This window comes from Mycobacterium sp., from assembly GCF_032159565.1.
In the GTDB taxonomy this organism is placed as follows: domain Bacteria; phylum Actinomycetota; class Actinomycetes; order Mycobacteriales; family Mycobacteriaceae; genus Mycobacterium.
Map to the genome: position 1 here is coordinate 1 of NZ_JAVHWR010000070.1, position 24,513 is coordinate 24,513.

A 24,513-nucleotide genomic window follows, 5' to 3' on the forward strand; every position below is an offset into this window, starting at 1 on the left:
GCTATACCCGCGAGGAAGCCGAAAACCATTGCGGGACCGATGGTTCCCCCCGCACCGCCATAGGCCTTGCCGGTGGCGCCCGCCATCGCGTTCCCTGCTGCGTACAACCCGGGGATCGGCTCGCCGCTGACGTGCAGGACCCGGCCGTCGCGGTCCGTGCGTGGCCCACCCTTTGTACCCATCGCGCCGACCGTCACCGGAACCGCGTAATACGGGGCGGTGTCGATCGGGCCGAGGGTCTTGCCTGCGGTCGTCGCTGCATCGTTGTCGCCCCAATATCCGTCGTAAGCGCTTGAGCCGCGGGCGAAGTCGGGATCGTGTTCGTTCGCGACGTTCTCGTTCCACGCGAGAAGCGTGCGAGCCAGGCCGTCGGCGTCGATACCCGTCTTCTCGCCCAGTTCGGCAAGGTCTCTCGACTGACAGAACCACGGTGGTATCGGGCCGTCAGGCTCGATGCCCAGGAATCCGTAGCGCTTGAGGTGCTGGTCGTCGAAGACGATCCACGCCGGGTCGTTGATGTATCCGTGGCGCGGATCGAGATGGTGAAACGGGCCCGCCATCGAGTTGTATTCGCCTGCCTCGTTGAGGAACCGCTTGCCCGCCCGGTTGACGATGATGCTCCTGGGCCGGGTGCGTTCAAGCCGCACGCTTCGACTGCGCGGCCTGCCCTCGAACGTGTCGCCGGGAATCTGGATGATCGGCACCCACCACGCCTCGCCCATGTTCGCCAGGTCGGCGCCGTGCGCCATCGCCATCCGCAGACCGTCGCCGGTGTTGTTCGGTGGCGACACCGGGCCGCGCATCGGACCGCGCAGGAACGCCTCGACCAGCGCCTCATCCCATTCGAAGCCGCCGGTGCCGAGCACCACCCCGGCGCGGGCATGGATGCGAATGTCCCTGCCGTCCTGATGGATTCGGACTCCGACGATGGCGCCGTCGTCGGCGATCAGTTCCAGCGCCCTGGCTCCCGTGTGGAGAGTCACGCCGAGGTCGAGCAGGCCCTTCAGCAACCCGGCGATCAACGCGGTGCCCGCCACGCAATAGTCGCCTGCTTCGCTGTCGACGGCGGCGTGGATGCGGGCCCGGGTCTCGGCATCGATGCCGACATTGCTGAAGTCGGCGGGAAACGACGTGATCCGGTCCTTCCATTCGCCGAGGCGGGCCAGGTCGAAGGGCTTGGCGTTGAGCGACCGACCACCGGTGGGCCGTCCACCCGGCAGCTCCGGCTTGTAATCGGGGAACCCCTCGGCGATCTCGAACTGCAGCTCGCTGTGCTGCTCGACGAAGTCGAGCATCCTCGGGCCGGTGTGCACGAACGTCTCGACGAGGTCGCGATCCATCACGCCGAGCGATTGCGCCTCCAGATAGCGCAGCGCATCGGCCTCCGTCAGCTCGCCGTCGGGCGAGCGGCGATGCGCGGGTATCCAGACGATGCCGCCGGATACCGCGGTGGTGCCGCCGACGGTCGAGGCCTTCTCGTACACCTCAACCGATGCGCCGTTGGCTGCGGCAGCCAGGGCGGCCGTCAGGCCTGCGCCGCCACTGCCCAGCACGACGACATCGACTTCGTTGTCCCAACCGGTCACCGTTGCTCAACCTTCCTGCCGGCGGTCCCTCATCCGAGGATCGCCGATAATGCGTTGGCCGCCTTGATGACTGAGTCTTTGCCACCCATGACCACGTCCTGTCGATGAGAGATCAGGTTGATGCATGTGGGCGGCGACGGCGGACTGCGTTTGACCGGTACGGCCAGACCGTAGGTGTTCTGCTCGATCTCGCCGTGCGTGATGACCCAGCCCTGTTTACGGGTCTGCGGGACGAGCTCTCGCTCGCCAGGCCGCGGAGGCATGCTGGCCAGCAGCGCGATCCCGGCGGCCCCTCGCTCCAGCGGGTATCGGCTGCCCTCGTGAAACGACAGCTGATAGAACACGTTCGTCGGCACGATCACCGCGATGGCGACCTGCTGGTCGCCCTCCGCAATCAGCAACGACACCGTGGTTCCGAGTTCGTCGGCCAGCGACCGCAACGTGGGCACGCTCAGCTGCCGGACATTGTTGTCGAAGGATGCGCCCAGCACCGCCAGCGCTGACGCCGACCGGTATCGGCCGTCCTCGCCCTTGGCCACGAACCGATACTGCGCCAGCGTGGTCAGCAGGCGATAGGCGATCGTTCGGTGCACTCCGATGTCGTCCGCGACCTGCTGGGCGGTCAGGCCGTTGGGGGCGCTGGCGACCAGCTGAAGCGCGGCGAGACCCCGCGCCAGCGTCTGCGAACCGGGCGCACCGTTGGTTCCGGTGCCGGCGGCGCTCGTCTTCGGCATCGCGCCCTCCTTGACAGACCGATTCCCGAGAGTGATGCTCTGACTATAGTGCACGTGCATGTGCGATAAATGAGCAGAGTGCTTACAAATTACGAGAATTCAGTTCTCGTCCTCAAGAGAGGTGACGGGGTGTCGGAGCACGAAAGCGTCTGGAGCGATCTCCAGGGCGTCGCGTTCTCGCAGGGCTACCTCGACGTCGCAGGAGTGCGCACCCGGTATCTGCACGCCGGCGACACGAGCAGGCCCGCGCTGGTGCTGCTGCACGGTTCGGGCGGCCACGCCGAGGCCTATGTCCGCAACCTCGAGGCGCATGCCGAGCACTTCTCCACCTGGTCGATCGACATGCTCGGCCACGGCTACACCGACAAGCCCGGCCACCCGCTCGAGGTCACCCACTACGTCTCTCACCTGATGGCGTTCTTCGACGCCATCGGCGCCGAACGGGTGCATCTGAGCGGGGAATCGCTCGGCGGGTGGGTGGCGTCGCGCGCCGCGATCGACCACCCCGCCCGCATCGATCGGCTGGTGCTCAACACCGCGGGCGGTTCGCAGGCCGATCCCGAGGTGATGAAGCGGATCATCACGCTCTCCATGGCCGCGGTCGAAGCGCCCACCTGGGAGACGGTGAAGGCCCGGATCAAGTGGCTGATGGCCGACAAGACCAAGGATTACGACGACATCGTCGCCAGCAGGCAGCGGATCTACCGCCAACCCGGCTTCGTCAACGCCATGGGCGACATCATGGCGCTGCAGGATCCGGAGATCAGGGCGCGAAATCTATTGGGGCCAAACGATTATGAGGCGATCACTGCGCCGACGCTCGTCGTGTGGACCAGTGACGACCCGACCGCCGATGTCACCGAAGGCAAGCGCATCGCGTCGATGATCCCCGGGGCGCGCTTCGAGCTGATGCCCGGTTGTGGCCACTGGCCGCAGTACGAGGATCCGAAGACGTTCAACCGGCTCCATCTGGACTTCCTGCTGGGGCGCTGACAGTGGCTGAGAGGGTGGACATCGTCATCGTCGGGGCGGGCCCGGTGGGGCTGACCTTGGCGAACATCCTTGGGCTGCAGGGAGTCCGCACGCTCGTGGTGGACGAGAGGGACAGCCTCATCGACTACCCGCGCGGCGTCGGGCTGGACGACGAGGCGCTGCGGACGTTCCAGTCGATCGGGCTGGTGGAACAGGTGCTGCCCCACACGGTGCCCAACCAGATCCTCCGTTTCTTCGACTCGAAGCGGAAGCTGCTTGCGGAGATGGCACCGCCCGACGCCCGCTTCGGGTGGCCAAAACGCAACGGGTTCGTCCAACCCATGGTGGACGCCGAACTCCTTGTCGGCCTTGACCGCTTCGACAATATCGAAGTGCGGTGGGGCCATCGGATGGAGAACTGCACCGAAGCGGCCGACGGCGTGACGGTCGAATTCGCCGACGGCCGTGAGCCGGTCTTCGCGCGTTACGTGGTGGGCAGCGACGGCGGCCGCAGCGCGACCCGGCAGCTGATGGGGGTGTCGTTCGACGGTACTACCTCTCCGACCCGCTGGCTGGTCGTCGATTGTGCGAACGACCCGCTGGGCCATCCCAACAGCGAGGTCGGAGCCGATCCTAATCGTCCATACGTGTCGATATCGATCGCTCACGGTATTCGGCGGTTCGAGTTCATGATTCACGGTGACGAGTCCGACGAAGAGGCGGACAGCCCGGCGTTCGTCCGGCGCATGCTGGCCCAAATGGTTCCCCATCCCGACCGGGTCGACATCATCCGGCACCGGGTCTACACGCATCACTCGCGGATCGCGGGCGCGTTCCGACACGGGCGGTTGATGATCGCAGGCGACGCCGCCCATTTGATGCCGGTGTGGCAGGGCCAGGGCTACAACAGCGGCATCCGCGACGCCGCCAACCTCGGCTGGAAGCTCGCGGCGGTGGTGAACGGCCAGGCCGAGGACGCGCTACTCGACACCTACGACGTCGAACGACGCAAGCATGCGCGCGCGATGATCGACCTGTCCACGATGGTCGGACGGGTGATTTCGCCGACGAACCGACGGCTGGCGGCGTTGCGCGACAAGGTGATTCATGGTGCGTCGCTGGTTCCCACCCTCAAGCGGTACATACTCGAGATGCGGTTCAAGCCGATGCCTCGCTACGAAGAGGGCGCGGTCTTCCATCCCGACCCGCGCGCTGAGTCCTCCCCGACGGGAACCCTGTTCATTCAGCCCCGCGTGGACACTCGCGATCGGCAGAATGTGCTACTCGACGAGGTGCTCGGCGCCGGCTTCACCGTGCTGTGCTGGAGCAACAACCCGCGCGCGCTGCTCGGCGATGAGGCATTCGCGCGATGGAAGGCTCTGGGAGCCAGCTTCGTTGCGGCGCGGCCGATGACGCAGCTGTGCTGGACAGGACATGACGATGACGACGTTGTCGTCGTCGGTGACCGCACGGGCGCACTCAAAGCCTGGTTCGACGCGCACACCGACTCCGTGCTGTTCCTTCGGCCCGATCGGTGCATCGCTGGCGCGTGCATCGCTCAACGCGCAGCCGACGTGAGCGCGTCGCTGTTCAAGGTTCTCTATCTGACCCAGGGAGGAGGCAACGATGCCGCTGACACTGTGCTGTATGTCCCACAGCCCACTACTGAATCTTCCGGGACCGTCGCAGGATCTCCTTGACGACATCGACGCAGCCCTCGCCGACGCCAGGGAGTTCGTGCGTGCCTACGACCCCGAGCTCGTCGTCATCTTCTCCCCGGACCACTACAACGGCGTCTTCTACCGCATGATGCCGCCGTTCTGCATCAGCACGACGGCGACCGGGGTCGGCGACTACGGCACCCAGGCCGGTCCGCTCGACGTTCCCGCCGACATCGCCACCGATCTCGCCGAAGCGGTGCTCGCCGCCGACGTCGACGTCGCGATCTCGGCCAGCATGGACGTGGACCACGGCACGGTGCAGCCGCTGCAGATACTTCTCGGTGACGCGACCGCGCGATCCGTCATCCCGATCTTCGTCAACTCGGTCGCCACACCACTTGGGCCGCTGCGTCGTTCGCGGGCGCTGGGTACTGCGGTCGGCAGCTACCTGGCGACGTTGAACAAAAGGGTGCTCGTCATCGGATCGGGTGGGCTGTCCCACGATCCACCCGTCCCCACGCTCGCAACGGCCCCGCCCGCGGCGCTCGGCCGAATCGTGCTCGGCGAGCCGATGTCGCCCGAGCAGCGTCAGGCGCGTCAGGCCGCGGTGATGGAGGCGGCGCACAACTTCGCCCACGGCGAAAGCAGGCTGCAGCCTCTCAACCCGGAGTGGGATCACCGCTTCCTGGAAATCGTTGACAGCGGCCACCTCTCCGACCTCGACGACTGGTCCACCTCGTGGATGGCGCACGAGGCGGGCCACTCGGCGCACGAGGTCCGTACATGGGTGGCCGCGTTCGCCGCACTCGCCGCGCAGGGGCCGTACACGACCGACAACCGGTTCTACCGTGCCGCTCCGGACCTGATCGCGGGATTCGCCGTACGGACGGCGGTGCCCGCCGGATGACCGTAGGCGAATTCGACACGACGGTCGACGTCCTCGTCGTCGGCTCGGGTGGCGGCGGCATGACCGCCGCGCTCACCGCAGAGGCGGCCGAACTCGGCACGCTCGTCGTCGAAAAGTCTTCCCACTTCGGCGGATCCACCGCACTCTCGGGCGGCGGCATCTGGGTGCCTGGTGCTCCGTCGCAACGCAAACAGGGTTATGTGTCCGACCCCGACGAAGTCTTCGAGTATCTGCAGACGATCACCGACGGTCTCGTCAGCGACGCTCGGCTACGTCGGTATGTGGCCGCAGCACCGGCAATGATGGAGTTCCTCGAGGGGCGCAGCCGTTGGCTCGAGTTTGTCTGGAAGCCGGGCTACGCCGACTACTACCCGGAGCTACCCGGCGGTTCTGAGCTCGGCAGCACGATCAACGTGCCCGCCATCGATCTGCGCAGGCTCGGCCCAGAAGAGCAGAATCTGCTTGCGCCACTCGCGTTGGCACCGAAGGGAATCTGGTTCGCCCCCAAGGACCTTCGGCTGTTCTATCAGGTCCGCCAGAACTGGCGCGGCAAAGCCGTGCTGCTGAAGCTGATCTGGCGGATGTTCCGGGCGCGGGTGTTCGGCGACCGGATGGCGGCCATCGGGCAGTCGCTCGCCGCGCGGCTCCGGATGGCGATGAAGGAGCACGACGTCGCGCTGTGGCTCAACTCACCGATGACGGAGTTGATCACCGATGTCGACGGCGCGGTCGTCGGCGCGGTGGTGGAACGTGACGGCAAGCAGCAGCGGATCGGCGCACGCGGCGGCGTGATACTCGCCGCAGGCGGGTTCGACCACGACATGGAGTGGCGCAGACAGCACCTGCCCGTGTTGGAGAAGGACTGGAGCTTCGGCAATCCCGCCTCCATGGGTGACGGCATCCGCGCGGGGGAGAAGGCAGGCGGATCCACCGACCTGCTCGACGAGGCATGGTGGTTTCCCGCCATGTGCTGGCCCGACGGCCGCCTTCAGTTCATGCTCAATGAACGGATGATGCCCGCGCAGTTCGTCGTCAACGGTGACGGCAACCGCTTCATCAACGAGGCCGCGCCGTACATGGACTTCGCCCACGCGATGATCGAGGGACAGAACTCGGGTGTCGCGCACATCCCGTGCTGGTTGATCACCGACATCCGGTCGTTCCACCGGTACGTTGTCGGTGGGCATCTGCCGATTCCGAAGGTGCCGTTCGCGCCGGTGCCCACTGGCCGGAAGGTGCCGAAAGCGTGGCTCGAGTCGGGCATCGTCAAGCAAGCCAACAGCTTCGAAGAACTCGCGACCCGGATCGGCGTGCCGCCCGTACAGCTTCGCCGGACGGCCGACCGCTTCAACGAGTTGGCGCACAAGGGCCACGACGACGACTTCGACCGGGGCGATTCGAAGTACGACAACTATTACGGCGACCCCACACTGCCCAATCCCAACCTGCATCCGCTGGGTAAGCCGCCGTACTATGCGTTCCAGATCATCCTCGGCGACCTCGGCACGTCGGGCGGGTTGCGGACCGACGAATTCGCCCGCGTGCTGCGCAGCGACGACAGCCCCGTCAAAGGCCTTTATGCGGTGGGCAACACCTCGGCCGCGGTGATGGGTCGCAGCTACGCAGGCGCGGGTGCGACCATCGGCCCCGCCATGACCTTCGGCTACGTGGCCGCCAAGCACATCGAACACCAGCTGCCGGAAACCGGTGGCAGCAACACCGATTCGGCACTCGATTCGCATCGAAAGGTAACCAAATGAAGATCTCGCTGTTCTACGAGTTCCCGCTGCCGCGGCCGTGGAGTGACGACGACGAACACAAGCTCTTCCAGGACGGTCTCGACGAGGTGGAGGCGGCGGACAAGGCAGGGTTCTCGACGGTGTGGCTGACCGAGCACCACTTCCTGGAGGAGTACTGCCACTCCACCGCGCCGGAGATCTTCCTGTCGGCAGCCAGCCAGCGCACCAAAGACATTCGGCTCGGCTTCGGGATCATGCACCTGCCGCCGCAGGTCAACCATCCGGCCCGGGTCGCCGAGCGGGTGTCGACGCTGGACCTGGTCTCCAACGGTCGCGTGGAGTTCGGCACCGGCGAGTCGTCATCGGTCGGCGAGCTCGGCGGATTCGGCATCGATCCCGCGGACAAGCGCAAGATGTGGGAGGAAGCACTCGAGGTCTCCATCCGCTGCATGATCGAGGAACCGTTCACCGGCTTCAAGGGTGAGCATGTCGAGATGCCGCCGCGCAACGTCGTTCCCAAGCCGCTGCAGAAGCCGCACCCGCCGGTGTGGGTCGCGTGCACCAGGCCCGCGTCGGTGTCCATGGCCGCGCAGAAGGGCCTCGGCGCACTGAGTTTCGCCTACACGGGCCCCGGCCCGCTGACGGAGCGGGTCAACGGCTACTACAAGGAGTTCGAGGAAACCGCCATGCCGGTCACGCCGCTGATGAACCCCAACATCCTCGCGATCGGCGGCGACCTGTCGATGATGGTGGCGCCCACGGACGAGCAGGCCATCGAGCGGCTCGGCAAGGGCGGCGGGTTCTTCGCGTTCGGAATCATGCACTACTACATGACCGGCATGCACACTCCCGGCCGGACCGGAGTGTGGAAGCGCCATCTCGAGGAGATCGAGAAGGATCCCAGCGTCGTCTACGGCCCGGACCGTGGCCCGATCGGCAGCCCCGCCACCGTGCGTGAGTTCCTCCGTGGCTACGAGGAGAGCGGGGTCGACGAGCTGATTCTGCTGCTGACCCCGCGTCGTCACGAGGAGACGATGGAGTCGATCGAGCTGATGGGCTCCGACGTTCTGCCCGAGTTCATCGAGCGCCACGAGAAGTCGGCTGCCCAGAAGGCCAAGCGGATGGAGCCGATCCTAGAGAAGGCCGAGGCCCGCAGGCCGGCATCGAACGCGCCGACGTTCGACGAGACCTACTCGTTCGGCGGACTTCCTACCGGTCGCGAGAACTACACCGCCAACGAGGTGTCCCTCGCGATGGACGAGATGAACGCAGGCATCGAAGCGGCTGCGGCGAAGCTCAAGTCCGGAGAAGGATGGGACAGCAGGAACCCTTCTGCGGACGCGAGGAGCTCTGAATGACTTCTGCGGACGCGAGGAGCACTGAATGACTTCCGCGGACGCGAGGAGCACTGATTGACTTCTGCGGACGCGAGATAGAGGAAACATGGCGCAGATCGACGACCTCTGGCGCTATGACGGCCGCCGCGCGGTGGTCACCGGCTGCAGTTCGGGCATCGGTGCCGAAGTGGCGCGCCAGCTGACCGAGTTGGGCGCCGAGGTCGTCGGGCTGGACCTGAAGCCACCTGCGCGCAAGCTCGACGAGTTTCACGAGATCGACCTGTCCGACCCGGTGTCGATCGACAGAGCCGCCGCGGCGGTCGACGGCCCGGTGGATGCGCTCTTCAACATCGCCGGTGTGTCGTCGGGCATCGGAAACCCGTTGCTGGTCGTGACGATCAACTTCCTCGGCATGCGGCACTTCACTGAGGCGCTGATCCCGTCAATGCCGGCAGGGTCGGCGATCGCCAACGTCTCCTCGCTCGCCGCGGCGGAGTACCGGGCCAACGCAGGAGTCACCGCGGGGCTGCTGGACACCATGACGATGGCAGAAGGCATCGAATGGTGTGAGAAAAATCCCGACCCGGTCGCCGACGGCGGAGGCTATCGATTGTCGAAGGAGGCGACCATCCTCTACGGCATGGCCAACGTCGTTGCGCTGGGCGCCAAGGGCATTCGGATCAACTGCACCGCACCGGGTGTCACCGACACCCCCATCCTCGACCAACTGCGCACGGCGATCGGTCAGGAGTTCATCGAATCGTTCCAGAACCCCCTCGGCCGCGTCGCGGGTCCGGACGAACAGGCGAGCGTGCTGGTGTTCCTCAACAGTGCCGCGGCCAGATACATCACCGGTGAAGTGATCTGCGTGGACGGCGGTGCCGTGGCGGAGAGCTTCTTTGGCGACGTCTCGGACAGGCGAAAGGTAGAGCATGGCCAGTCTGAGTGACTTTCGTTGCGTTGCCGACGACGTCCGCAACTGGGGGCGGTGGGGAGACGCCGACGAACTCGGCACGCTGAACCTGATCACCACCGAGAAGGTTCAGCAGGCCGCGAGCCTCGTCAAACGCGGCAAGGTCTTCCCGTTGGGCGTGGACTTCGGCTCGTCGGGACCGCAGGGCGCGTTCCACTACCGTCAGAACCCGACGCACGTGATGACGATCGACGGCGGCGATGCCAAAACGCTCATGGAGTTCGGCCCCAAGTGGCTGCAGAACCCGTCGGCAATCCAGTTGAGCGGCTACTCCGAGGCCGGCCCGATGCGCTTCAACGACGACCTGATCATCATGCCCCTGCAGGCGGCCACCCAATGGGATGCGTTGTCGCACGTCTACTACGAGGACAAGCTGTACAACGGATTCCCGGCGGACTCGGTGACGAGCCTCGGCGCGTTTTACTGCGGCATCGACAAGGTGGACGGCAAGGGCATCACGTCGCGCGGTGTGCTGCTCGACATCGTCGCGCTTCGCGGGGTGGAGACCTACTGCGAACTCGGCGACCCGATCACCCCTGCCGAGCTCGACGAGGCGGCCCGCATACAGGGCGTGACCGTCGAGCGTGGTGACGTCGTTTTGGTCCGAACAGGTTGGTGGGCAAGGTTTTTGCAGACCGGCGACGGTGCGGAACCAGGTGCGGGGCTGGACTGGACGTGTGCGTCGTGGCTGCACGACCACGAGGTGGCCGCGGTCGCCGCCGACAACCTGATGGTCGAGAACCCCGTCTCCGCCGTCGACGGCGCCATCCTGCCCATGCACATGCTGTGCTTGCGCGACATGGGCCTGATGCTCGGCGAGTACTGGGACCTGGGCGCCCTGGCAGCCGACTGTGCCGCCGACGGGGTGTACGAATTCCAACTCATCGCGCCGCCGCTGCGGGTAACCGGCGCCGTCGGATCACCGGTGAATCCCATTGCAATCAAGTAGGTGTCAACGATGACTGCAACCACAACGGGCGGTGCTCCGCTCGTCGTCGGGCTCGGCGGAACGCTGCGGGCCAACTCGTCGACGGAACGCGCGCTGCGCTACTGCCTGGCGTCCGTCGAATCGCAGGGCGGAAAGACGAGGCTGTTCAGTGCCGAGGACCTCGACCTGCCGATGTACGCCCCGCACGAACTGGAGCGCACTCCCAAGGCGCTCGAGTTGGTCAAGGCGCTGCGCGACGCCGACGCCGTCGTCGTCGGTTCGCCCGGTTACCACGGCGCGATCTCAGGGCTGGTGAAGAACGCGCTCGACTACATCGAGGACCTCCGCGAGGACCCGCGCGTCTATCTCGACAACACCCCGTGGGGATGCATCAGCTGTGCATACGGGTGGCAGGCTGCGGTCAGCACACTCGGCCAGTTGCGCAGCATCGGGCACGCCCTGCGCGCCTGGCCGACGCCGCTCGGCGTGGCGATCAACTCGGCCGACGAGATCTGGGACTCACAGGGGCGGGTCGCCGACGCGACAGTGCGCAACCAACTCGACATGCTGGCCACCCAGGTGCTCACGTTCGCCCGTGCCGCTTGGGAAACGGCGTGACCCAGCGCAAGACGATACTCGTCGATGGATTGACGACTGGTTACCTTGAAGCGGGACAGGGAGATCCGGTCGTTCTGCTGCACGGCGGCGAGTTCGGTGTCAGCGCGGACCTGGGCTGGGAGCGCAACATCGCCGCGCTGGCCGAGCGCTACCGCGTACTGGCGCTCGACATGCTCGGCTTCGGCGAGTCGGCGAAGGTGATCGACTTCAACGACGGCCGCGGCATGCGCATCCGCCATATCGCCCGGTTCTGCGACGCGGTCGGTGTCTCCTCCGCGCATTTCGTCGGCAACTCGATGGGCGCGGTCAACCTGTTCGTCGACGCCACCTCGGAATCCCCTGCGCTGCAGGCGCGCAGCTTGGTAATGATCTGCGGCGGCGGCGAGATTCAGCGCAACGAGCACTCGGCTGCGCTGTACGACTACGACGCCACCGTGCCCGGCATGCGGCGCATCGTCGAGGCACTCTTCTTCGACGCGGCCTACCCGCGCGACGATGCGTACGTACAGCGGCGCTACGAGTCCAGCATCGCGCCGGGCGCGTGGGAAGCGTTGGCCGCGGCCAGGTTCCGGCGGCCGGGCCTGAAGCCGCCGCCGCTGCCGTCGAGCAGACGAGGCTATGACCGCATCGCCGTGCCGACCCTGGTGGTCGAGGGCGCGGGCGACAAACTGCTGTCCGACGGCTGGGCGGCCGAGGTCGCCGGGCAGATCCCGCACGGCCGCTCGGCCGTTGTCGAAGAGGCCGGTCACTGCCCGCAGATCGAACAGCCCGACGCCGTCAACGAGTTGCTGTTGGAGTTCCTCGATGACGTGTCTGCAGAAAGGACAGCGAGCTAGGTGAGCAACGAACTCGAAGGCAAGGCCGCGATCGTCACAGGCGGCGCGTCGGGGCTGGGCGAGGGGATGGCGCGACGGTTTGCCGCCGAAGGGGCCAGGGTGCTGATCGCCGACGTCGACCGCGACGCGGGTGCGGCCCTGGCCAAGGACATCGGAGCCAATGCGCAGTTCGTCGAGGCCGATGTGTCGGAACTGGACCAGGTCAGCGGTCTGGTGACGACGGCAGTCGAGCGGTTCGGCGGCCTGCACGTCATGGTCAACAACGCAGGCGTGTCGAGCACCATGCACCGCAGCCTTTTCGACGACGACCTCGCGGACTTCGAAAAGGTGATGGCGGTCAATGTGCGCGGGGTGATGGCGGGCACTCGCGATGCCGCGCGGCAGATGCGCGACGCCGGCGTCGGTGGCTCCATCATCAACATCACCTCGATCGGTGGGATACTCGCCGGCGGCGGTGTGCTGACCTACCGGGCGTCGAAGGCGGCCGTCATCCAGTTCACGAAGTCCGCCGCGATCGAGTTGGCGCACTACGAGATTCGCGTCAATGCAATCGCTCCCGGCAATATCCGGACCGCGATCGTGCGCAAGTCGGCTGCGGTGGAGGACCTCGAGAAACTCGAGGAGTTCGAGGCCAAGATTCGCGAGACGATGCGCAACGACCGCCCGCTGAAACGCGAGGGCACGGCAGACGACGTCGCAGAAGCGGCGCTGTACTTCGCCACCGACCGGTCACGCTATGTCACCGGAACCGTGCTACCCGTCGACGGCGGCACAGTCGCCGGCAAGGTTTTGCGCACGCGGGCAGCGCAAAGGGACGACGGCCGCAAGCCCAAGCTGTGACCCCGTCGCCCCGCGAGCGTGCACAGAGTGACAACTTTCCGCGGCGTGTCGAAGGCAGACACGCACCGTCGCGGGGCAAGAGGGTTTTAAATCAGTCGCTTGACTTAATCGGTCGCGGCGGGTTGACTGTGACGGTGACCACTGCCAGAGCTGTTCGCGCCGACCGGGCGAGCGGCACACAAGAGGCCATCCTGAAAGCGGCCGAGCGGCTGTACGCGGAGCACGGTGTGTTCGCCGTGTCGAACCGCCAGGTCAGCGAGGCGGCGGGGCAGGGCAACAACGCCGCGGTGGGATACCACTTCGGCACCAAGACCGACCTCGTCCGGGCGATCGAACAGAAACACCGCGCGTCGATCGAGCAGCTCCTCGAGCGGATGGTGGCCGGAATCGACGACTCGGCCGGGCTGCGGGACTGGATCACTTGCATGGTGTGCTCGCTGACCGAGCACCTGGCCCGGCTCGGCAACCCGACGACCTACGCGCGATTCGCCGCCCAGGCGCTGACCGACCCCGCTTATCAGAAGATCGTGGTCCGCGACGCGCTCGCATCGCCGTCGCTGGTTCAGGTTGTCGAGGGCATCACCCGCTGCCTGCCCGACTTGCCGATCGACGTCGTCACCGAGCGCAACATCATGGTGCGCAACCTGATGATGCACACCTGCGCCGACTTCGAGCGGGCATTCGCCGAGGGTGAAGGTGTGCCCCGAACAACATGGGCCGCAGTCGCATCCGGGCTGATCGATGCGATCGTCGGACTGTGGATGGCACCCGTGACGGAGCATGCCCTGACATGAAAGTGACTGTCGACCAGGACAAGTGCGTGTCCTCCGGTCAATGCGTGCTCAATGCCGAAGACGTGTTCGACCAGCGTGACGACGACGGCGTGGTTCTCCTGCTCAACGACAGCCCGTCTTCCGTGCAAGCAGACAACGTCCGCAAAGCCGCCACGGCCTGCCCGGCCCTGGCCATAGACATCGAGGAATGAGCCAAAGGCCTATGTCCGAAACCCTGACCGCCAACGCATCCGGCGTGACCGCTGACGTCCCCGATTATCCGATGGAGCGCGACGCGCGCTGCCCGTTCGCGCCGCCTCCGCAGATGCTCGAGATGAACGAGACGAAACCCCTGTCCCGGGTGAAGATCTGGGACGGCAGCACGCCGTGGCTTATCACCGGACACGCGGTGGCGCGGGACTTGTTCGCCGACTCGCGGGTCAGCGTCGACGACCGCCTCGACGGCTTCCCGCACTGGAACGAGCACATGCTCTCCACCGTCAACAAGCGGCCGAGGTCGGTGTTCACCTCCGACGCCGAGGAGCACACCCGGTTCCGCCGGATGTTGTCCAAGCCGTTCACCTTCAAGCGCGTCGAGGGCCTGCGTCCCGCCATCCAGGAGGTGACCGACGAATGCATCGACGCGATCCTGGCCGGACCGGAGCCTGCCGACGTGGTCGCGAAGCTGGCGCTGCCGGTGCCGACCAGGGTGATCAGCGAGATGCTCGGTGTCCCTTACGAAGACCACGAATTCTTCCAGCACCATGCCAACGTCGGGCTCGCCCGCTACGCCACCGCCGAGGCCGGGCAGAAGGGGGCGATGAGCCTCCACCAGTACCTCATCGACCTCGTCAAGAAGAAGATGGAGATTCCCCCCGGGGAAAGCCCGGAGGACGCGGTGTCCGATCTCGCCGAACGGGTCAATGCCGGTGAGATCAGTGTCAAGGAGGCCGCACAGCTGGGTACCGGGCTGTTGATCGCCGGTCACGAGACCACCGCCAACATGATCGGCATCGGGATCCTGGCTCTGCTGGAGAACCCCGAACAAGCTGCGCTGCTTCGTGATTCGGATGATCCGAAATTCATCGCGAACGCCGTCGAAGAGTTGATGCGTTACCTGTCGATCATTCAGACCGGCCAGCGCCGGATCGCAACCGAGGACATCGAGATCGGCGGCGAGACGATCCGTGCCGGCGAGGGCATCATCATCGACCTCGCACCGGCGAACTGGGACGGCGCCGCCTATCCCGAACCCGACGAGCTGGACCTCGCCCGCGACGCCGGTCAGCAGCTGGGCTTCGGCTACGGCCGCCACCAATGCGTCGGGCAGCAGCTGGCACGCGCAGAAATGCAGATCGTGTTCGCGACGTTGCTCAAGCGCATTCCGACGTTGAAACTGGCGATTCCGTTCGAGGAGGTGCCGTTCAAACACGACCGGCTCGCCTACGGAGTCTACGAACTTCCGGTGGCCTGGTAGTCGCCGACAGCCCTATTCGACAGCCCGATTGGAGTACCAACGATGTCTACCCCGACGACAACATCACCGACCCCGTCCCCAGCCTCCACGCTCTATCCAACCGAAGGCTTCGGCGCACCCAAGTACCGCAAGGGCCACGCCACAGGTGATTTCGGCCTGCCGGCCGGCACCGAGATCTTCTCCGCCGACAACCACATCTCGGTGGCCGACGACATCTTCTACGAGCGTTTCCCCGAGGAACTGAAGGGCGCGGCCCCGCGGATCTGGTATGAGGACGGCGCGTACATGGTCGGCATGAAGGGCAAGGCCTGGACCGGTGGCGATTTCGGCCGTGTGCTCATGCAGTACGACGATCTGGCGGGCGCGGCGTCGAACAACATCGAAGGCCGCATCCGTGAACTTTCCGACGATGGCATCGATAAGGAACTCGCGTTCCCCAATGCCGTGCTGGCGCTCTTCCACTACCCGGACAAGGCCCTGCGTGAGCGCGTGTTCCGCATCTACAACGAGCACATCGCCGACCTGCAGGAGCGCTCGAAGGGGCACTTCTACGGTGTCGGGCTGATCAACTGGTGGGACCCGAAGGGCACCAGGAGCACCCTGGAGGAACTGAAGTCGTTGGGCCTGAAGACGTTCCTGCTGCCGCTGAACCCCGGCAAGGACGAGGACGGCAACATCTACGACTACGGCAGCACCGAGATGGATGCGGTTTGGGACGTCATCGAGGATGTGGGCCTTCCCGTCAGCCACCACATCGGCGAGACCCCGCCCAAGACCCCGTGCCAGAACAACAGCGTCGTCGTCGGCATGATGGTGAACGTCGACTCGTTCCGCGAGCAGTTCGCCAAGTACGTCTTCTCCGGCATCCTCGACCGGCACCCCACGCTGAAGATCGGCTGGTTCGAGGGTGGAATCGCCTGGGTGCCAACGGCCCTGCAGGATGCCGAGCACATGCTGGCCTCCTATCGGCACATGTTCAACCATCAACTCAGCCACGACGTCCGGCACTATTGGAACGACCACATGAGCGCCTCGTTCATCGTCGATCCGCTCGGCCTGGAGCTCGTCGACAAGATTGGTGTGGAGAACGTGATGTGGTCGTCCGACTATCCGCACAACGAATCGACGTTCGGGTATTCGGAGAAGTCGCTGAAGACGGTGGTCGACGCCGTCGGGCCCGAGGCCGCGACGAAGATCGTCAGCACCAACATCAAGAACTTCCTGGGCGTCGAATGACCACGTTCGCGACGGCGGCCAGCACCGCCATCGAGATTCCAGACTTGCCGGACATGGCGCGGATGTACCGCGAATGCGGCGCCAGGCTGCGTGACTCCATGAGGAACAAGGGCGTCGACGCACTCGTCCTGCTCGGCAACGGCAACGTGGTGTACGCCACCGGTGCCAGTTGGCGACTGCTGGACGCCGGGCTTTCGCATGTCGAGCGTCCGGTGGCGATCGTGCTGGCCGACGACGAACACCCGCATCTGTTCATGCCGTTGCGTGAGGGCTCGGTGTCGAGCTGCGAGGTGCCCGCCGACCACATTCACGGGCCGCTGTACCTCGAATTCGACGAGGGCGTCCAGCGTTTCGGCACCGTGCTGGCTGACCTGGTGCCCGCCGGTGCCACCGTCGCGGTCGACGAACTGACGGGCGCGATGCGTCGTGCCCAGTCGCGGCTGTTCCCGTCGGGGCCGCCGTCGGATGCCGCGCAGGTTGTCGGCCCGGCGAAGCTGGTCAAGACGGTCGACCAGATCTCGTGTGTCCGCAATGCCTGCCGCATCACCGAAGCCGCCATGGTGGACGTGCAGAAGGCGCTGGCTCCCGGCGTGCGACAGGTCGACCTGTCGGCGGCATTCGTCCGGCGCGCGTTCGAACTGGGTGCGACCGCCAACATGCTCGAGGCGATCTGGCAGGTGATGCCCACCACGAAAACCAGCGGTGCGGTCTGGACCACCACCGGCGACCTGGCCCTGCCCCTGCTGACGACGGAGCGTGAGCTGGCGAGCGGTGACGTGCTGTGGACCGACGTCAGCATCACCTACAACGGCTACTGTTCCGACTTCGGCCGCACCTGGCTGGTCGGCGACGAGGTGTCGGACCGCCAGCAAGCGCAATTCGAGAAGTGGCGCGAGATCATCGATGCCGTCCTGGCAGTCACCAGGGCCGGCGCTTCATCCGGTGACCTCGCCCGCGCCGCGATCGCCGCCAACGGCGGCAAGAAGCCGTGGCTGCCGCACTTCTACCTGGGCCACGGCATCGGCACCAATGCGGCCGAGATGCCGATGATCGGAACTGATCTCGGTGAGGAGTTCGACGACAACTTCGTCTTCCCCGCCGGAATGCTACTGGTGCTCGAACCGGTGATCTGGGAGGACGGCACCGGCGGCTATCGAAGCGAGGAGATCGTGGTCATCACCGAGGACGGCACCACCCGCATCACCGACTACGCCTACGCCCCGTACGGGCGGGCATGATGGCACTGGAGATCCGCCCTGACGCAAAGGCTTTGCGCAGCGGCCGTCGCGAGCGGGTGCTGGCCCAGATGGCCGCCGACGACATCGACATCCTGGTGCTCGGCCGCCAGGCCAACGTCCGGTACGTGACCGGTGCGCCGCAGCTCTGGGTCGCGGGCACCAGGCCGTTCGGCCCGATCTGCGAGGTGATCCGCTCGACCGGCGAGATCCACCTGAACAGCACATGGGACGAGGGCATCCCCGACGAGATCGGCCACGACCATCTCTACGGCCTGGCGTGGAATCCGATGACGCTGATCGAGGTGCTCAAGAAGCTGCCCGGCGCGCCGGGTTTCCGGCGGGTCGGAACCGATTCGCTGACACCGACATTCGCGCAGCTGCTGCCGATCGCCTTCCCCAATGCCGAACTGGTCGACGCAGAGCCGGCGTTGCGTGTGGCCCGGCGGATCAAGACGGCTGACGAGATCGCCGTTCTACGTGGTGCTCTCGGCGTCGCCGGGCACGCACTGGCCGCCGCCCGCTCGGAACTGGCGCCCGGTGTTACGGAGCAGTCGCTGACGGGCGCGATGATGGAGGCGATGGCGGCAGGCGGCGTCACCACCCCCGCGACCCAGGACGGCGCGTGGATCACGCCCAGAGACCATTCGTGGCGGCGCGGTTCGACCGACGGCCGAGTGGCCGACGGCGACCTGGTCGCGTTGTCCGCTGGCGCGTTGGCCGACGGCTATGTCGGCGAGGTCGGCAGGACGTTCCCTGTCGGCGACGTCGCAGGCGCCGATGACCTGTTCCGGCGTTCTAGTGCGCTGTGGGAGAGGCTCATTGCCGCATGCAGGCCGGGTGGCCTCGCCGGCGACCTGCTGTCGGCATATGAGGCGGCGGGGGAGCCGCTACCCGCGACGCCCGTCGCGCACGGTCTCGGTCTCGGGTTCGATCCGCCGGTGGTCTCGGCGGACCTCCCTGTGACTTGCGCCGAGGAGCGCCTCGATCCGGGCATGGTGCTGGCGGTGACCGGGTATGTGTGGCATTCCGGCGTCGGAGCCGTCTTCACCAGGGAGGCCGTGCTGATCGGCGATGGCGGTGCCGAGGTGCTCACGTCGAGCACGGCCCACGGGGCCGTCGAAGCGACAGCCTGAGTGCGGCGGATGGCGCACGCGAGGAGCGATATAAAGGTGCGCACGCGAGGAGCGATATAAAGGTGCGCACGTGAGGAGCGATACAAAGGTGCGCACGCGAGGAGCGATGTAGATGGCGGCTGGTGAACGCCCTTCCCCCGAGGAGATCGTTCTCTACGAGAAGGACCCCGAGACCAAGATCGCGACGATCACATTCAATCGTCCCGACCATCTGAACGCGCCGACGTCGGCCGCACGGCTGCGATATGCGGACCTGTTGCGTGGCGCGACGGTGGACGACGACGTCAAGGTCGTCGTGATTCGGGGCGTCGGTGAGGATTTCGGCAGCGGTGCCGACCTGCCCGACTTCATGGCAGGCACCGAGCAGGACCGGCTCGCCGAGCTTCGGGTGGACGATCCCAAGGTCACCTATCCCCCCGAGGGGTCGTTCCGTCACGGCGCGACGATGGGGCAGTGGTATGCCAATGTGGCGGCGGGCAACCGGGCGTTGCAGGAGCTCAAGAAGATCAGCATCGTCGAGGCCAAGGGGTACTGCTACGGCTGGCACTTCTACCAGTGTGCCGACGCTGACCTCGTGATCTCCTCTGACGACGCGCTTTTCGGTCATCCCTCGTTCCGCTATTACGGCTGGGGGCCGCGGATGTGGACCTGGGTGCTGACGATGGGTTTGCGCCCCTTCCAGGAGATGGTCTTCACCGGACGCCCGTTCACCGCCGAGGAGATGTTGGCGTGCAACTTCCTCAACAAGGTGGTGGCTCGCGACCGACTTGAGGCCGAGGTGGCCAAGTACGCGCTGGCGTGTGCGCGTAATCGTCCCGTCGACACCGTGTTTCAGCAGAAGGTGTTCTTCGAGGTGATCAAACAGTTCCAGGGCGAGTACATGGGCAGCGTGCTGGCGGCGATGTTCGAGTCGATGGGAAGTACGGTCCGGCCCGACGGCGGAGATTTCATGCTCGGCGACGCGATCGACGCGGGGCTGGCCGATTCGGTCAACGACAACGACGCGAAGTTTCCGCCTGAGTTCCGGCTGAGCAAGGTAAACCGCAAGAAGAAGGATTGAACTGCGCACGCGAGGAGCAGAACAGGTGGATCTGAGCGGGCAAGGAGCGATTCAGGTGGGGCTTCCGCTTGACGGGTACGCCGTCATCGACCTGTCCGTCGGTATCGCAGGCGCCTACTGCACGAAGTTGCTCGCCGACGGTGGCGCCGACGTCGTCAAAGTCGAGGCGCCAGAGGGCGATTCATTGCGCCGGTGGTCGGCATCCGCGGCCGACATCAAGGAAGGCGACGACGGCGCGTTGTTCGGTTTCTTGGCGGGTTGCAAGCAGAGCGTCGTCGTCGAACCGAAGAACTCCGACGATGTGCACATGCTGCGCGAACTGATCGCGTCCGCGGACGCGGTGGTGTGGTCGCGCGGGTCGACGATCGTCGCGCTCGACGAGTTCGCGCCCGCAGCGCTGGCCGACGCGCACACCCAGCTCACGGCCACGGCGATCACGCCGTTCGGCCTCGAGGGTCCGTGGGCGGACAAACCCGCGACGGAGTTCACCACACAGGCCTGGTCGGGCGGCGTGATCGGCCTTGGCCGGGGTGCGCAGGACCGCGCCCCGCTGTTCGTCGCGGGTCAGATCGGCGAGTGGCTGGCGGGCGCGTATGCCGCCGCAGGCACGATGGCGACGTTGTCGGGCCTCGTCGACGTCTCGATGCTCGAGGCGCAGATCCTCGGCCTCACTTACTATTCGGTGTCGTTCCTCGACGCGCTGGGCCGACCGTTCCGCGATCGGCGTCGGCTCACGATCCCGGGTGTCGCGACGGCCGCCGACGGTCTGGTCGCACTGGGCTGCGGCACCGCACAGCAGTGGTTCGACCTGTGCGCCATGGTCGGCCACGACGAGTGGATCGACGAGCAGTCGGAATTCTCCATCACCGAGCAGGCCAACATCCACGCCGAGCAGATCTACGAGTGGGTTCGCGAGAACAACGTCGACGACATCCTCGAGTTGTCCTCCGCGTTCCGGATCCCCAACGCACCGGTCGGAAACGGCGCCAACGTCACCTCGTTCGACCAGTTCGCCGAACGGGACACGTTCGTCGCCAACCCGCGCTACGGGTTCACCCAGCCCGGACCGCCTTATCGCGCGACTCCGCCGCTCGTGCGTGCGCCGCAACCCGCGCCACGACTCGGCGAGCACACCGACCACTACCGCCGAAACCGACACATGGGCGTGAAAAGGGGCGAAATCAGCGCCCAAACCGACATTTGGGCGGGGTTTTCGTTCGAGGGTGTACGCGTCCTCGACATGACGAGCTTCTGGGCCGGGCCGTCGTGCACTCATGTGCTGGCACAGCTCGGCGCCGAGGTCATCCACGTCGAGTCGACGGCGCGTCCCGACGGCACGCGGTTGATCGCGGGCGTGCCGATCACCGAGGACCAGTGGTGGGAGCGCTCGCCGATCTTTTCGGGCCTGAACACCAACAAGAAGAGCGTCACGCTGGACATCCGCAACGAACGCGGCGTCGAGCTGCTCCACCAGCTCGTCACGACGTGCGACGTCATCGTCGAGAACTACACGCCGCGGGTGCTCGACCAGATCGGGCTCGACTTCGACACCGTGCACCGGCTGCGCCCCGACGCCATCGTGATGCGCATGCCGGGCTTCGGGCTCGACGGCCCGTGGCGGGACAAACCGGCCTTCGCCTATGTCATCGAGGACGCATCCGGAATCACCTGGCTGACCGGCTATCCCGACCAGAATCCCGTCGAACCGTATGCCGTCGGCGACCCGAACGCAGGAGTGCACGGGCTCAACGCATTGATGCTTGCGATGGCGCATCGGCGGCGCACGGGGGAGGGCGTCGCGATCGAGGCCGCGATGGTCGACGCCGCACTCAACGTCGCCGCCGAACAGGTCATCGAGTACTCCGCCTACGGCAGCCTGCTGCAGCGACAGGGCAACCGCGGCCCCACCGCCGCACCGCAGAACCTCTACCGCACCGGCGAACTCGACGAGTTCGGGCGGCCCGACGACTGGGTGGCGATCGCGGTCGCCACCGACGAGCAGTGGGTTGGTCTGGTCACTGCGCTCGGCAACCCGGAATGGGCGACCGACGACATGGCCCGCGCCGTCGGACGAAGACGGCACCACGATGAGATCGACGAGCACCTGAGCCGGTGGTGTGGAACCCAGACAGGTGAGGAGATCGTCGAATCCCTCTGGACGGCAGGGGTACCCGTGGCGAAGGTCATGCAGCCGCACCGGGTCGGTGACTTACCTCAAGTGGCGCATCGCGGGTTCTACGAACGGGTCGACCACCCCGTGAATCCCACGGCGCGGCACAGCACGCTGCCGATGCGCATCTCGACTGGGCCGCAGCGTTTTCACCGGACACCTGCGCCGCTTCTCGGGCAGCACAATTACGAGGTGCTCTCGGGGCTGGGCCTCGGCGACGACGAGATCGCCGAACTCGAGGAGCAGGGAATCATCGGCACCGCCCCCGCGGGGCTTGGCATCCGCACCACCAAGACTGGTTAACTGTCGCGTGACCATCGACCCGTCGGACATTCTGCTGACTGGGCGAGTCGCTGTCGTCACCGGTGGCGGAGAGGGCATCGGGCGCGGCATCGCAGAGGGGCTGGCCGCGTTCGGCGCGAAGGTCGCCATCTGGGAGCGCAATCCCGGCACGTGCGCCTCGACGGCCGAAGCCATTGGGGCAGTTGGCATCGTGACCGACGTCCGCGACAGCGGACAGGTCGATGCGGCGCTCGAGCGCACGGCCGATGAGCTCGGCACCGTGAGCATCCTGGTCAACAACGCGGGCGGGGTGTTCGCCTCGCCGCTGCTCGAGACCACCGAGAACGGGTGGGACGCGCTCTACAAGTCGAACCTGCGCCATGTGCTGCTCTGTACGCAGCGGGTGTCACAGCGGCTGGTGGCGGCGGGACTGCCGGGAACCATCATCAACGTGACGTCCATCGAGGGCGTGCGGGCGGCTCCCGGCTATGCGGCTTACGCCGCCGCCAAGGCGGGCGTCATCAACTACACCAAGACGGCGGCTCTCGAACTGGCCGTACACGGAATCCGGGTGAACGCATTGGCACCCGACCTCACCGTCACCGAAGGGCTGCTGCGTGTTTCGCCGGACGGACTACCCGACGGCGCGCGGCACATGATCCCGATGGCCCGCCCGGGACATGTCGACGAAATGGCCGGTGCGGCAGTCTTTCTCGCCTCCGACATGTCCAGCTACATCACCGGTCAGACGATCCACGTCGACGGCGGCACACAGGCCGCGAGCGGATGGCACCACAACCCGCAGACTGGCGACTACCAGTTGGGTCCGGGTTAGCCCTCCGTCGGCTGCCGGTCCAGGCAGGGATCGCCCAGCCTGGCAGCGACTGCACCCCACAAATCTGCATAGCGGCCCGGCGCACGGCGATACGCGGCCCGCCGGGCGAGGAACACGCGCGCGACGGGCGCGACGAGTCGCAGCAGATGGCGCTTCCACCCCATTCGGGCGCTCATCTCCGAGAGCATGTCCGGCCACGAATGGTGCTGGAACCCCAGTGCTTCCTGCGCCCGCGCGGTGTCCATCCAGTCGGTGAGGAACCAGCCGTCGTCGTCGTTCGGGTCACCCGGTCGTCCCTCGGGCAGCACGCCGGGTAGCCCCAGGGCGGCAGCCAGTGCCGCGCCGACGTCCTTCTGCAACAGCTTGTGGGAGTCGTCGCCGGCAATCAACAGGATCTCGCCCGCGACATCGGCAGTCGTGGCCGCCGCGAAGGCGGCGCCGACGTCGCGGACGTCGACCGTGTGAATCCGGCCGTCGGTCGGCAGCGCGCTCTCGATGAAGATGCCGTCGCCGCTGAGCGGCAGGGCGCTGAAATTCGGGCTGAGTACACCGCCGAGCCGCAGCACCACCCACTCCAAGCTCGAAGTGCGGACGAACTCCTCGGCCTCGAATTTCGTGTTGCTGTAGAGCTCGAAGGGCCGCGGCGGGGTGTCGGCGCGCACCACATCGGTCACTCGGTGTGGATTGCGGGAGCCGTAGACGGCGTTGCTCGAAGCTTGCACGAAACGAGGCGGATTCTGCTGCGCCTCGGCCGCGCGGACCATTGCTTTCGTGGCGTCGACGTTGACCTTGCGGGCCAGACCGGGGTTCCGGTACAGCGGCGGCGGAATGACAGCCGCGAGATGGACGATGACCGATGGCGACACCTCCGATACGAGGCGATCGACCTCCTCGGCATCCGTGAGGTCCGCCCATCGTGTCGCAACGCCATCGGGCAATGCCTTGGCTTTCTTGCGGTTGGCGGGGGTGCCGAGGTCGGCGACCACCACCGGGCGGCCCGCAGCGGCCATTTGTTTGACGGTTTCGGTCCCCACCAGCCCGAACCCACCCGTGACGAGAATCGCGTCCGTCATCTCTTCCCCTCCGATGGAAATGACATTCTCATTGAAGAGAGTACCATATCCGCTGGTAAGCCCAGGTAGCGGATACTGCATGCGCGTTTTGGGTATGCGGATCAC

General features: G+C 66.2%; 22 protein-coding genes. 19 read left to right on the forward strand and 3 right to left on the reverse strand.

The window, feature by feature from the left end; genetic code table 11:
* Both QOC76_RS08475 and QOC76_RS08480 read right to left on the reverse strand, forming a co-directional pair.
* The coding region (locus QOC76_RS08475) for an FAD-dependent oxidoreductase (protein ID WP_526356159.1) at nt 1-1,586 on the reverse strand (1,586 nt) is incomplete at its 3' end.
* A 29-nt stretch (nt 1,587-1,615) separates the two neighbouring features.
* Nucleotides 1,616-2,320, reverse strand: a complete 705-nt coding sequence (locus QOC76_RS08480; protein WP_526356161.1) for an IclR family transcriptional regulator — start codon at nt 2,318-2,320, stop codon at nt 1,616-1,618.
* Between the two features lie 129 nt (nt 2,321-2,449).
* On the opposite strand from QOC76_RS08480, the gene QOC76_RS08485 reads away from it, so the two are divergent.
* The 19 genes from QOC76_RS08485 to QOC76_RS08575 all read left to right on the forward strand — a co-directional run bounded on the left by QOC76_RS08485 (nt 2,450) and on the right by QOC76_RS08575 (nt 23,335).
* A complete protein-coding gene (locus tag QOC76_RS08485; protein WP_526356163.1) occupies nt 2,450-3,313 on the forward strand; it encodes an alpha/beta fold hydrolase in 864 nt (287 codons plus the stop codon).
* Nucleotides 3,314-3,315: 2 nt separating this feature from the next.
* Complete coding sequence (locus QOC76_RS08490; RefSeq protein ID WP_526356165.1) at nt 3,316-4,992, forward strand: bifunctional 3-(3-hydroxy-phenyl)propionate/3-hydroxycinnamic acid hydroxylase; 1,677 nt, start codon at nt 3,316-3,318, stop codon at nt 4,990-4,992.
* Nucleotides 4,940-5,860, forward strand: a complete 921-nt coding sequence (locus QOC76_RS08495; protein WP_526356167.1) for a 3-carboxyethylcatechol 2,3-dioxygenase — start codon at nt 4,940-4,942, stop codon at nt 5,858-5,860. Before QOC76_RS08490 ends, QOC76_RS08495 begins: the two co-directional genes overlap by 53 nt.
* Complete coding sequence (locus tag QOC76_RS08500) at nt 5,857-7,620, forward strand: FAD-dependent oxidoreductase (RefSeq protein WP_526356169.1); 1,764 nt, start codon at nt 5,857-5,859, stop codon at nt 7,618-7,620. The genes QOC76_RS08495 and QOC76_RS08500 overlap by 4 nt, the downstream gene beginning before the upstream one ends.
* Nucleotides 7,617-8,957, forward strand: a complete 1,341-nt coding sequence (locus QOC76_RS08505) for an LLM class flavin-dependent oxidoreductase (RefSeq protein ID WP_526356171.1) — start codon at nt 7,617-7,619, stop codon at nt 8,955-8,957. The genes QOC76_RS08500 and QOC76_RS08505 overlap by 4 nt, the downstream gene beginning before the upstream one ends.
* 85 nt (nt 8,958-9,042) lie before the next feature.
* On the forward strand, nt 9,043-9,885 hold the full coding sequence (locus tag QOC76_RS08510) for a coniferyl-alcohol dehydrogenase (RefSeq protein WP_526356173.1): 843 nt from the start codon (nt 9,043-9,045) through the stop codon (nt 9,883-9,885).
* The gene (locus QOC76_RS08515; protein WP_526356175.1) at nt 9,869-10,858 is read left to right on the forward strand and encodes a cyclase family protein; all 990 of its coding nucleotides are present in this window, start codon (nt 9,869-9,871) and stop codon (nt 10,856-10,858) included. The genes QOC76_RS08510 and QOC76_RS08515 overlap by 17 nt, the downstream gene beginning before the upstream one ends.
* Nucleotides 10,859-10,867: 9 nt before the next feature.
* The gene (locus QOC76_RS08520; RefSeq protein WP_526356177.1) at nt 10,868-11,455 is read left to right on the forward strand and encodes an NADPH-dependent FMN reductase; all 588 of its coding nucleotides are present in this window, start codon (nt 10,868-10,870) and stop codon (nt 11,453-11,455) included.
* Entirely contained in the window at nt 11,452-12,291 is an 840-nt protein-coding gene (locus QOC76_RS08525) for an alpha/beta fold hydrolase (RefSeq protein ID WP_526356179.1), read from the forward strand. Before QOC76_RS08520 ends, QOC76_RS08525 begins: the two co-directional genes overlap by 4 nt.
* Nucleotides 12,292-13,131, forward strand: coding sequence for an SDR family NAD(P)-dependent oxidoreductase (locus tag QOC76_RS08530; protein WP_526356181.1), 840 nt, complete (start codon nt 12,292-12,294; stop codon nt 13,129-13,131).
* Between the two features lie 134 nt (nt 13,132-13,265).
* Nucleotides 13,266-13,925 (forward strand): TetR/AcrR family transcriptional regulator, encoded by a 660-nt coding sequence (locus QOC76_RS08535; protein WP_526356183.1) that lies wholly within the window; start codon nt 13,266-13,268, stop codon nt 13,923-13,925.
* Nucleotides 13,922-14,116 (forward strand): ferredoxin, encoded by a 195-nt coding sequence (locus QOC76_RS08540; protein WP_526356185.1) that lies wholly within the window; start codon nt 13,922-13,924, stop codon nt 14,114-14,116. The genes QOC76_RS08535 and QOC76_RS08540 overlap by 4 nt, the downstream gene beginning before the upstream one ends.
* A gap of 11 nt (nt 14,117-14,127) precedes the next feature.
* Complete coding sequence (locus tag QOC76_RS08545) at nt 14,128-15,381, forward strand: cytochrome P450 (protein ID WP_526356187.1); 1,254 nt, start codon at nt 14,128-14,130, stop codon at nt 15,379-15,381.
* 42 nt (nt 15,382-15,423) lie between these two features.
* Nucleotides 15,424-16,617 (forward strand): amidohydrolase family protein, encoded by a 1,194-nt coding sequence (locus QOC76_RS08550; RefSeq protein WP_526356189.1) that lies wholly within the window; start codon nt 15,424-15,426, stop codon nt 16,615-16,617.
* The gene (locus tag QOC76_RS08555) at nt 16,614-17,855 is read left to right on the forward strand and encodes a M24 family metallopeptidase (protein ID WP_526356191.1); all 1,242 of its coding nucleotides are present in this window, start codon (nt 16,614-16,616) and stop codon (nt 17,853-17,855) included. Before QOC76_RS08550 ends, QOC76_RS08555 begins: the two co-directional genes overlap by 4 nt.
* Nucleotides 17,855-18,988, forward strand: coding sequence for a M24 family metallopeptidase (locus QOC76_RS08560; RefSeq protein ID WP_526356221.1), 1,134 nt, complete (start codon nt 17,855-17,857; stop codon nt 18,986-18,988). Before QOC76_RS08555 ends, QOC76_RS08560 begins: the two co-directional genes overlap by 1 nt.
* 112 nt (nt 18,989-19,100) lie before the next feature.
* Nucleotides 19,101-20,048: an enoyl-CoA hydratase/isomerase family protein gene (locus tag QOC76_RS08565; protein WP_526356193.1), complete on the forward strand. Its 948-nt coding sequence runs from the start codon at nt 19,101-19,103 to the stop codon at nt 20,046-20,048.
* Nucleotides 20,049-20,097: 49 nt separating this feature from the next.
* Complete coding sequence (locus QOC76_RS08570) at nt 20,098-22,521, forward strand: CaiB/BaiF CoA-transferase family protein (RefSeq protein ID WP_526356223.1); 2,424 nt, start codon at nt 20,098-20,100, stop codon at nt 22,519-22,521.
* A gap of 7 nt (nt 22,522-22,528) precedes the next feature.
* Nucleotides 22,529-23,335 (forward strand): SDR family NAD(P)-dependent oxidoreductase, encoded by an 807-nt coding sequence (locus QOC76_RS08575; protein WP_526356195.1) that lies wholly within the window; start codon nt 22,529-22,531, stop codon nt 23,333-23,335.
* Here QOC76_RS08575 and QOC76_RS08580 read toward each other — a convergent pair.
* Complete coding sequence (locus tag QOC76_RS08580) at nt 23,332-24,408, reverse strand: NAD-dependent epimerase/dehydratase family protein (protein ID WP_526356197.1); 1,077 nt, start codon at nt 24,406-24,408, stop codon at nt 23,332-23,334. The genes QOC76_RS08575 and QOC76_RS08580 overlap by 4 nt on opposite strands.
* Between the last annotated feature and the right edge of the window lie 105 nt (nt 24,409-24,513).

Coding starts and splice junctions, on each gene's coding strand:
- QOC76_RS08545 (WP_526356187.1), top strand. CDS start 14,128: ATGTCCGAAACCCTGACCGCCAACGCATCCGGCGTGACCGCTGACGTC.
- QOC76_RS08510 (WP_526356173.1), top strand. CDS start 9,043: ATGGCGCAGATCGACGACCTCTGGCGCTATGACGGCCGCCGCGCGGTG.
- QOC76_RS08505 (WP_526356171.1), top strand. CDS start 7,617: ATGAAGATCTCGCTGTTCTACGAGTTCCCGCTGCCGCGGCCGTGGAGT.
- QOC76_RS08555 (WP_526356191.1), top strand. CDS start 16,614: ATGACCACGTTCGCGACGGCGGCCAGCACCGCCATCGAGATTCCAGAC.
- QOC76_RS08495 (WP_526356167.1), top strand. CDS start 4,940: ATGTCCCACAGCCCACTACTGAATCTTCCGGGACCGTCGCAGGATCTC.
- QOC76_RS08550 (WP_526356189.1), top strand. CDS start 15,424: ATGTCTACCCCGACGACAACATCACCGACCCCGTCCCCAGCCTCCACG.
- QOC76_RS08540 (WP_526356185.1), top strand. CDS start 13,922: ATGAAAGTGACTGTCGACCAGGACAAGTGCGTGTCCTCCGGTCAATGC.
- QOC76_RS08500 (WP_526356169.1), top strand. CDS start 5,857: ATGACCGTAGGCGAATTCGACACGACGGTCGACGTCCTCGTCGTCGGC.
- QOC76_RS08580 (WP_526356197.1), bottom strand. CDS start 24,408: ATGACGGACGCGATTCTCGTCACGGGTGGGTTCGGGCTGGTGGGGACC.
- QOC76_RS08515 (WP_526356175.1), top strand. CDS start 9,869: ATGGCCAGTCTGAGTGACTTTCGTTGCGTTGCCGACGACGTCCGCAAC.
- QOC76_RS08560 (WP_526356221.1), top strand. CDS start 17,855: ATGGCACTGGAGATCCGCCCTGACGCAAAGGCTTTGCGCAGCGGCCGT.
- QOC76_RS08565 (WP_526356193.1), top strand. CDS start 19,101: ATGGCGGCTGGTGAACGCCCTTCCCCCGAGGAGATCGTTCTCTACGAG.
- QOC76_RS08520 (WP_526356177.1), top strand. CDS start 10,868: ATGACTGCAACCACAACGGGCGGTGCTCCGCTCGTCGTCGGGCTCGGC.
- QOC76_RS08480 (WP_526356161.1), bottom strand. CDS start 2,320: ATGCCGAAGACGAGCGCCGCCGGCACCGGAACCAACGGTGCGCCCGGT.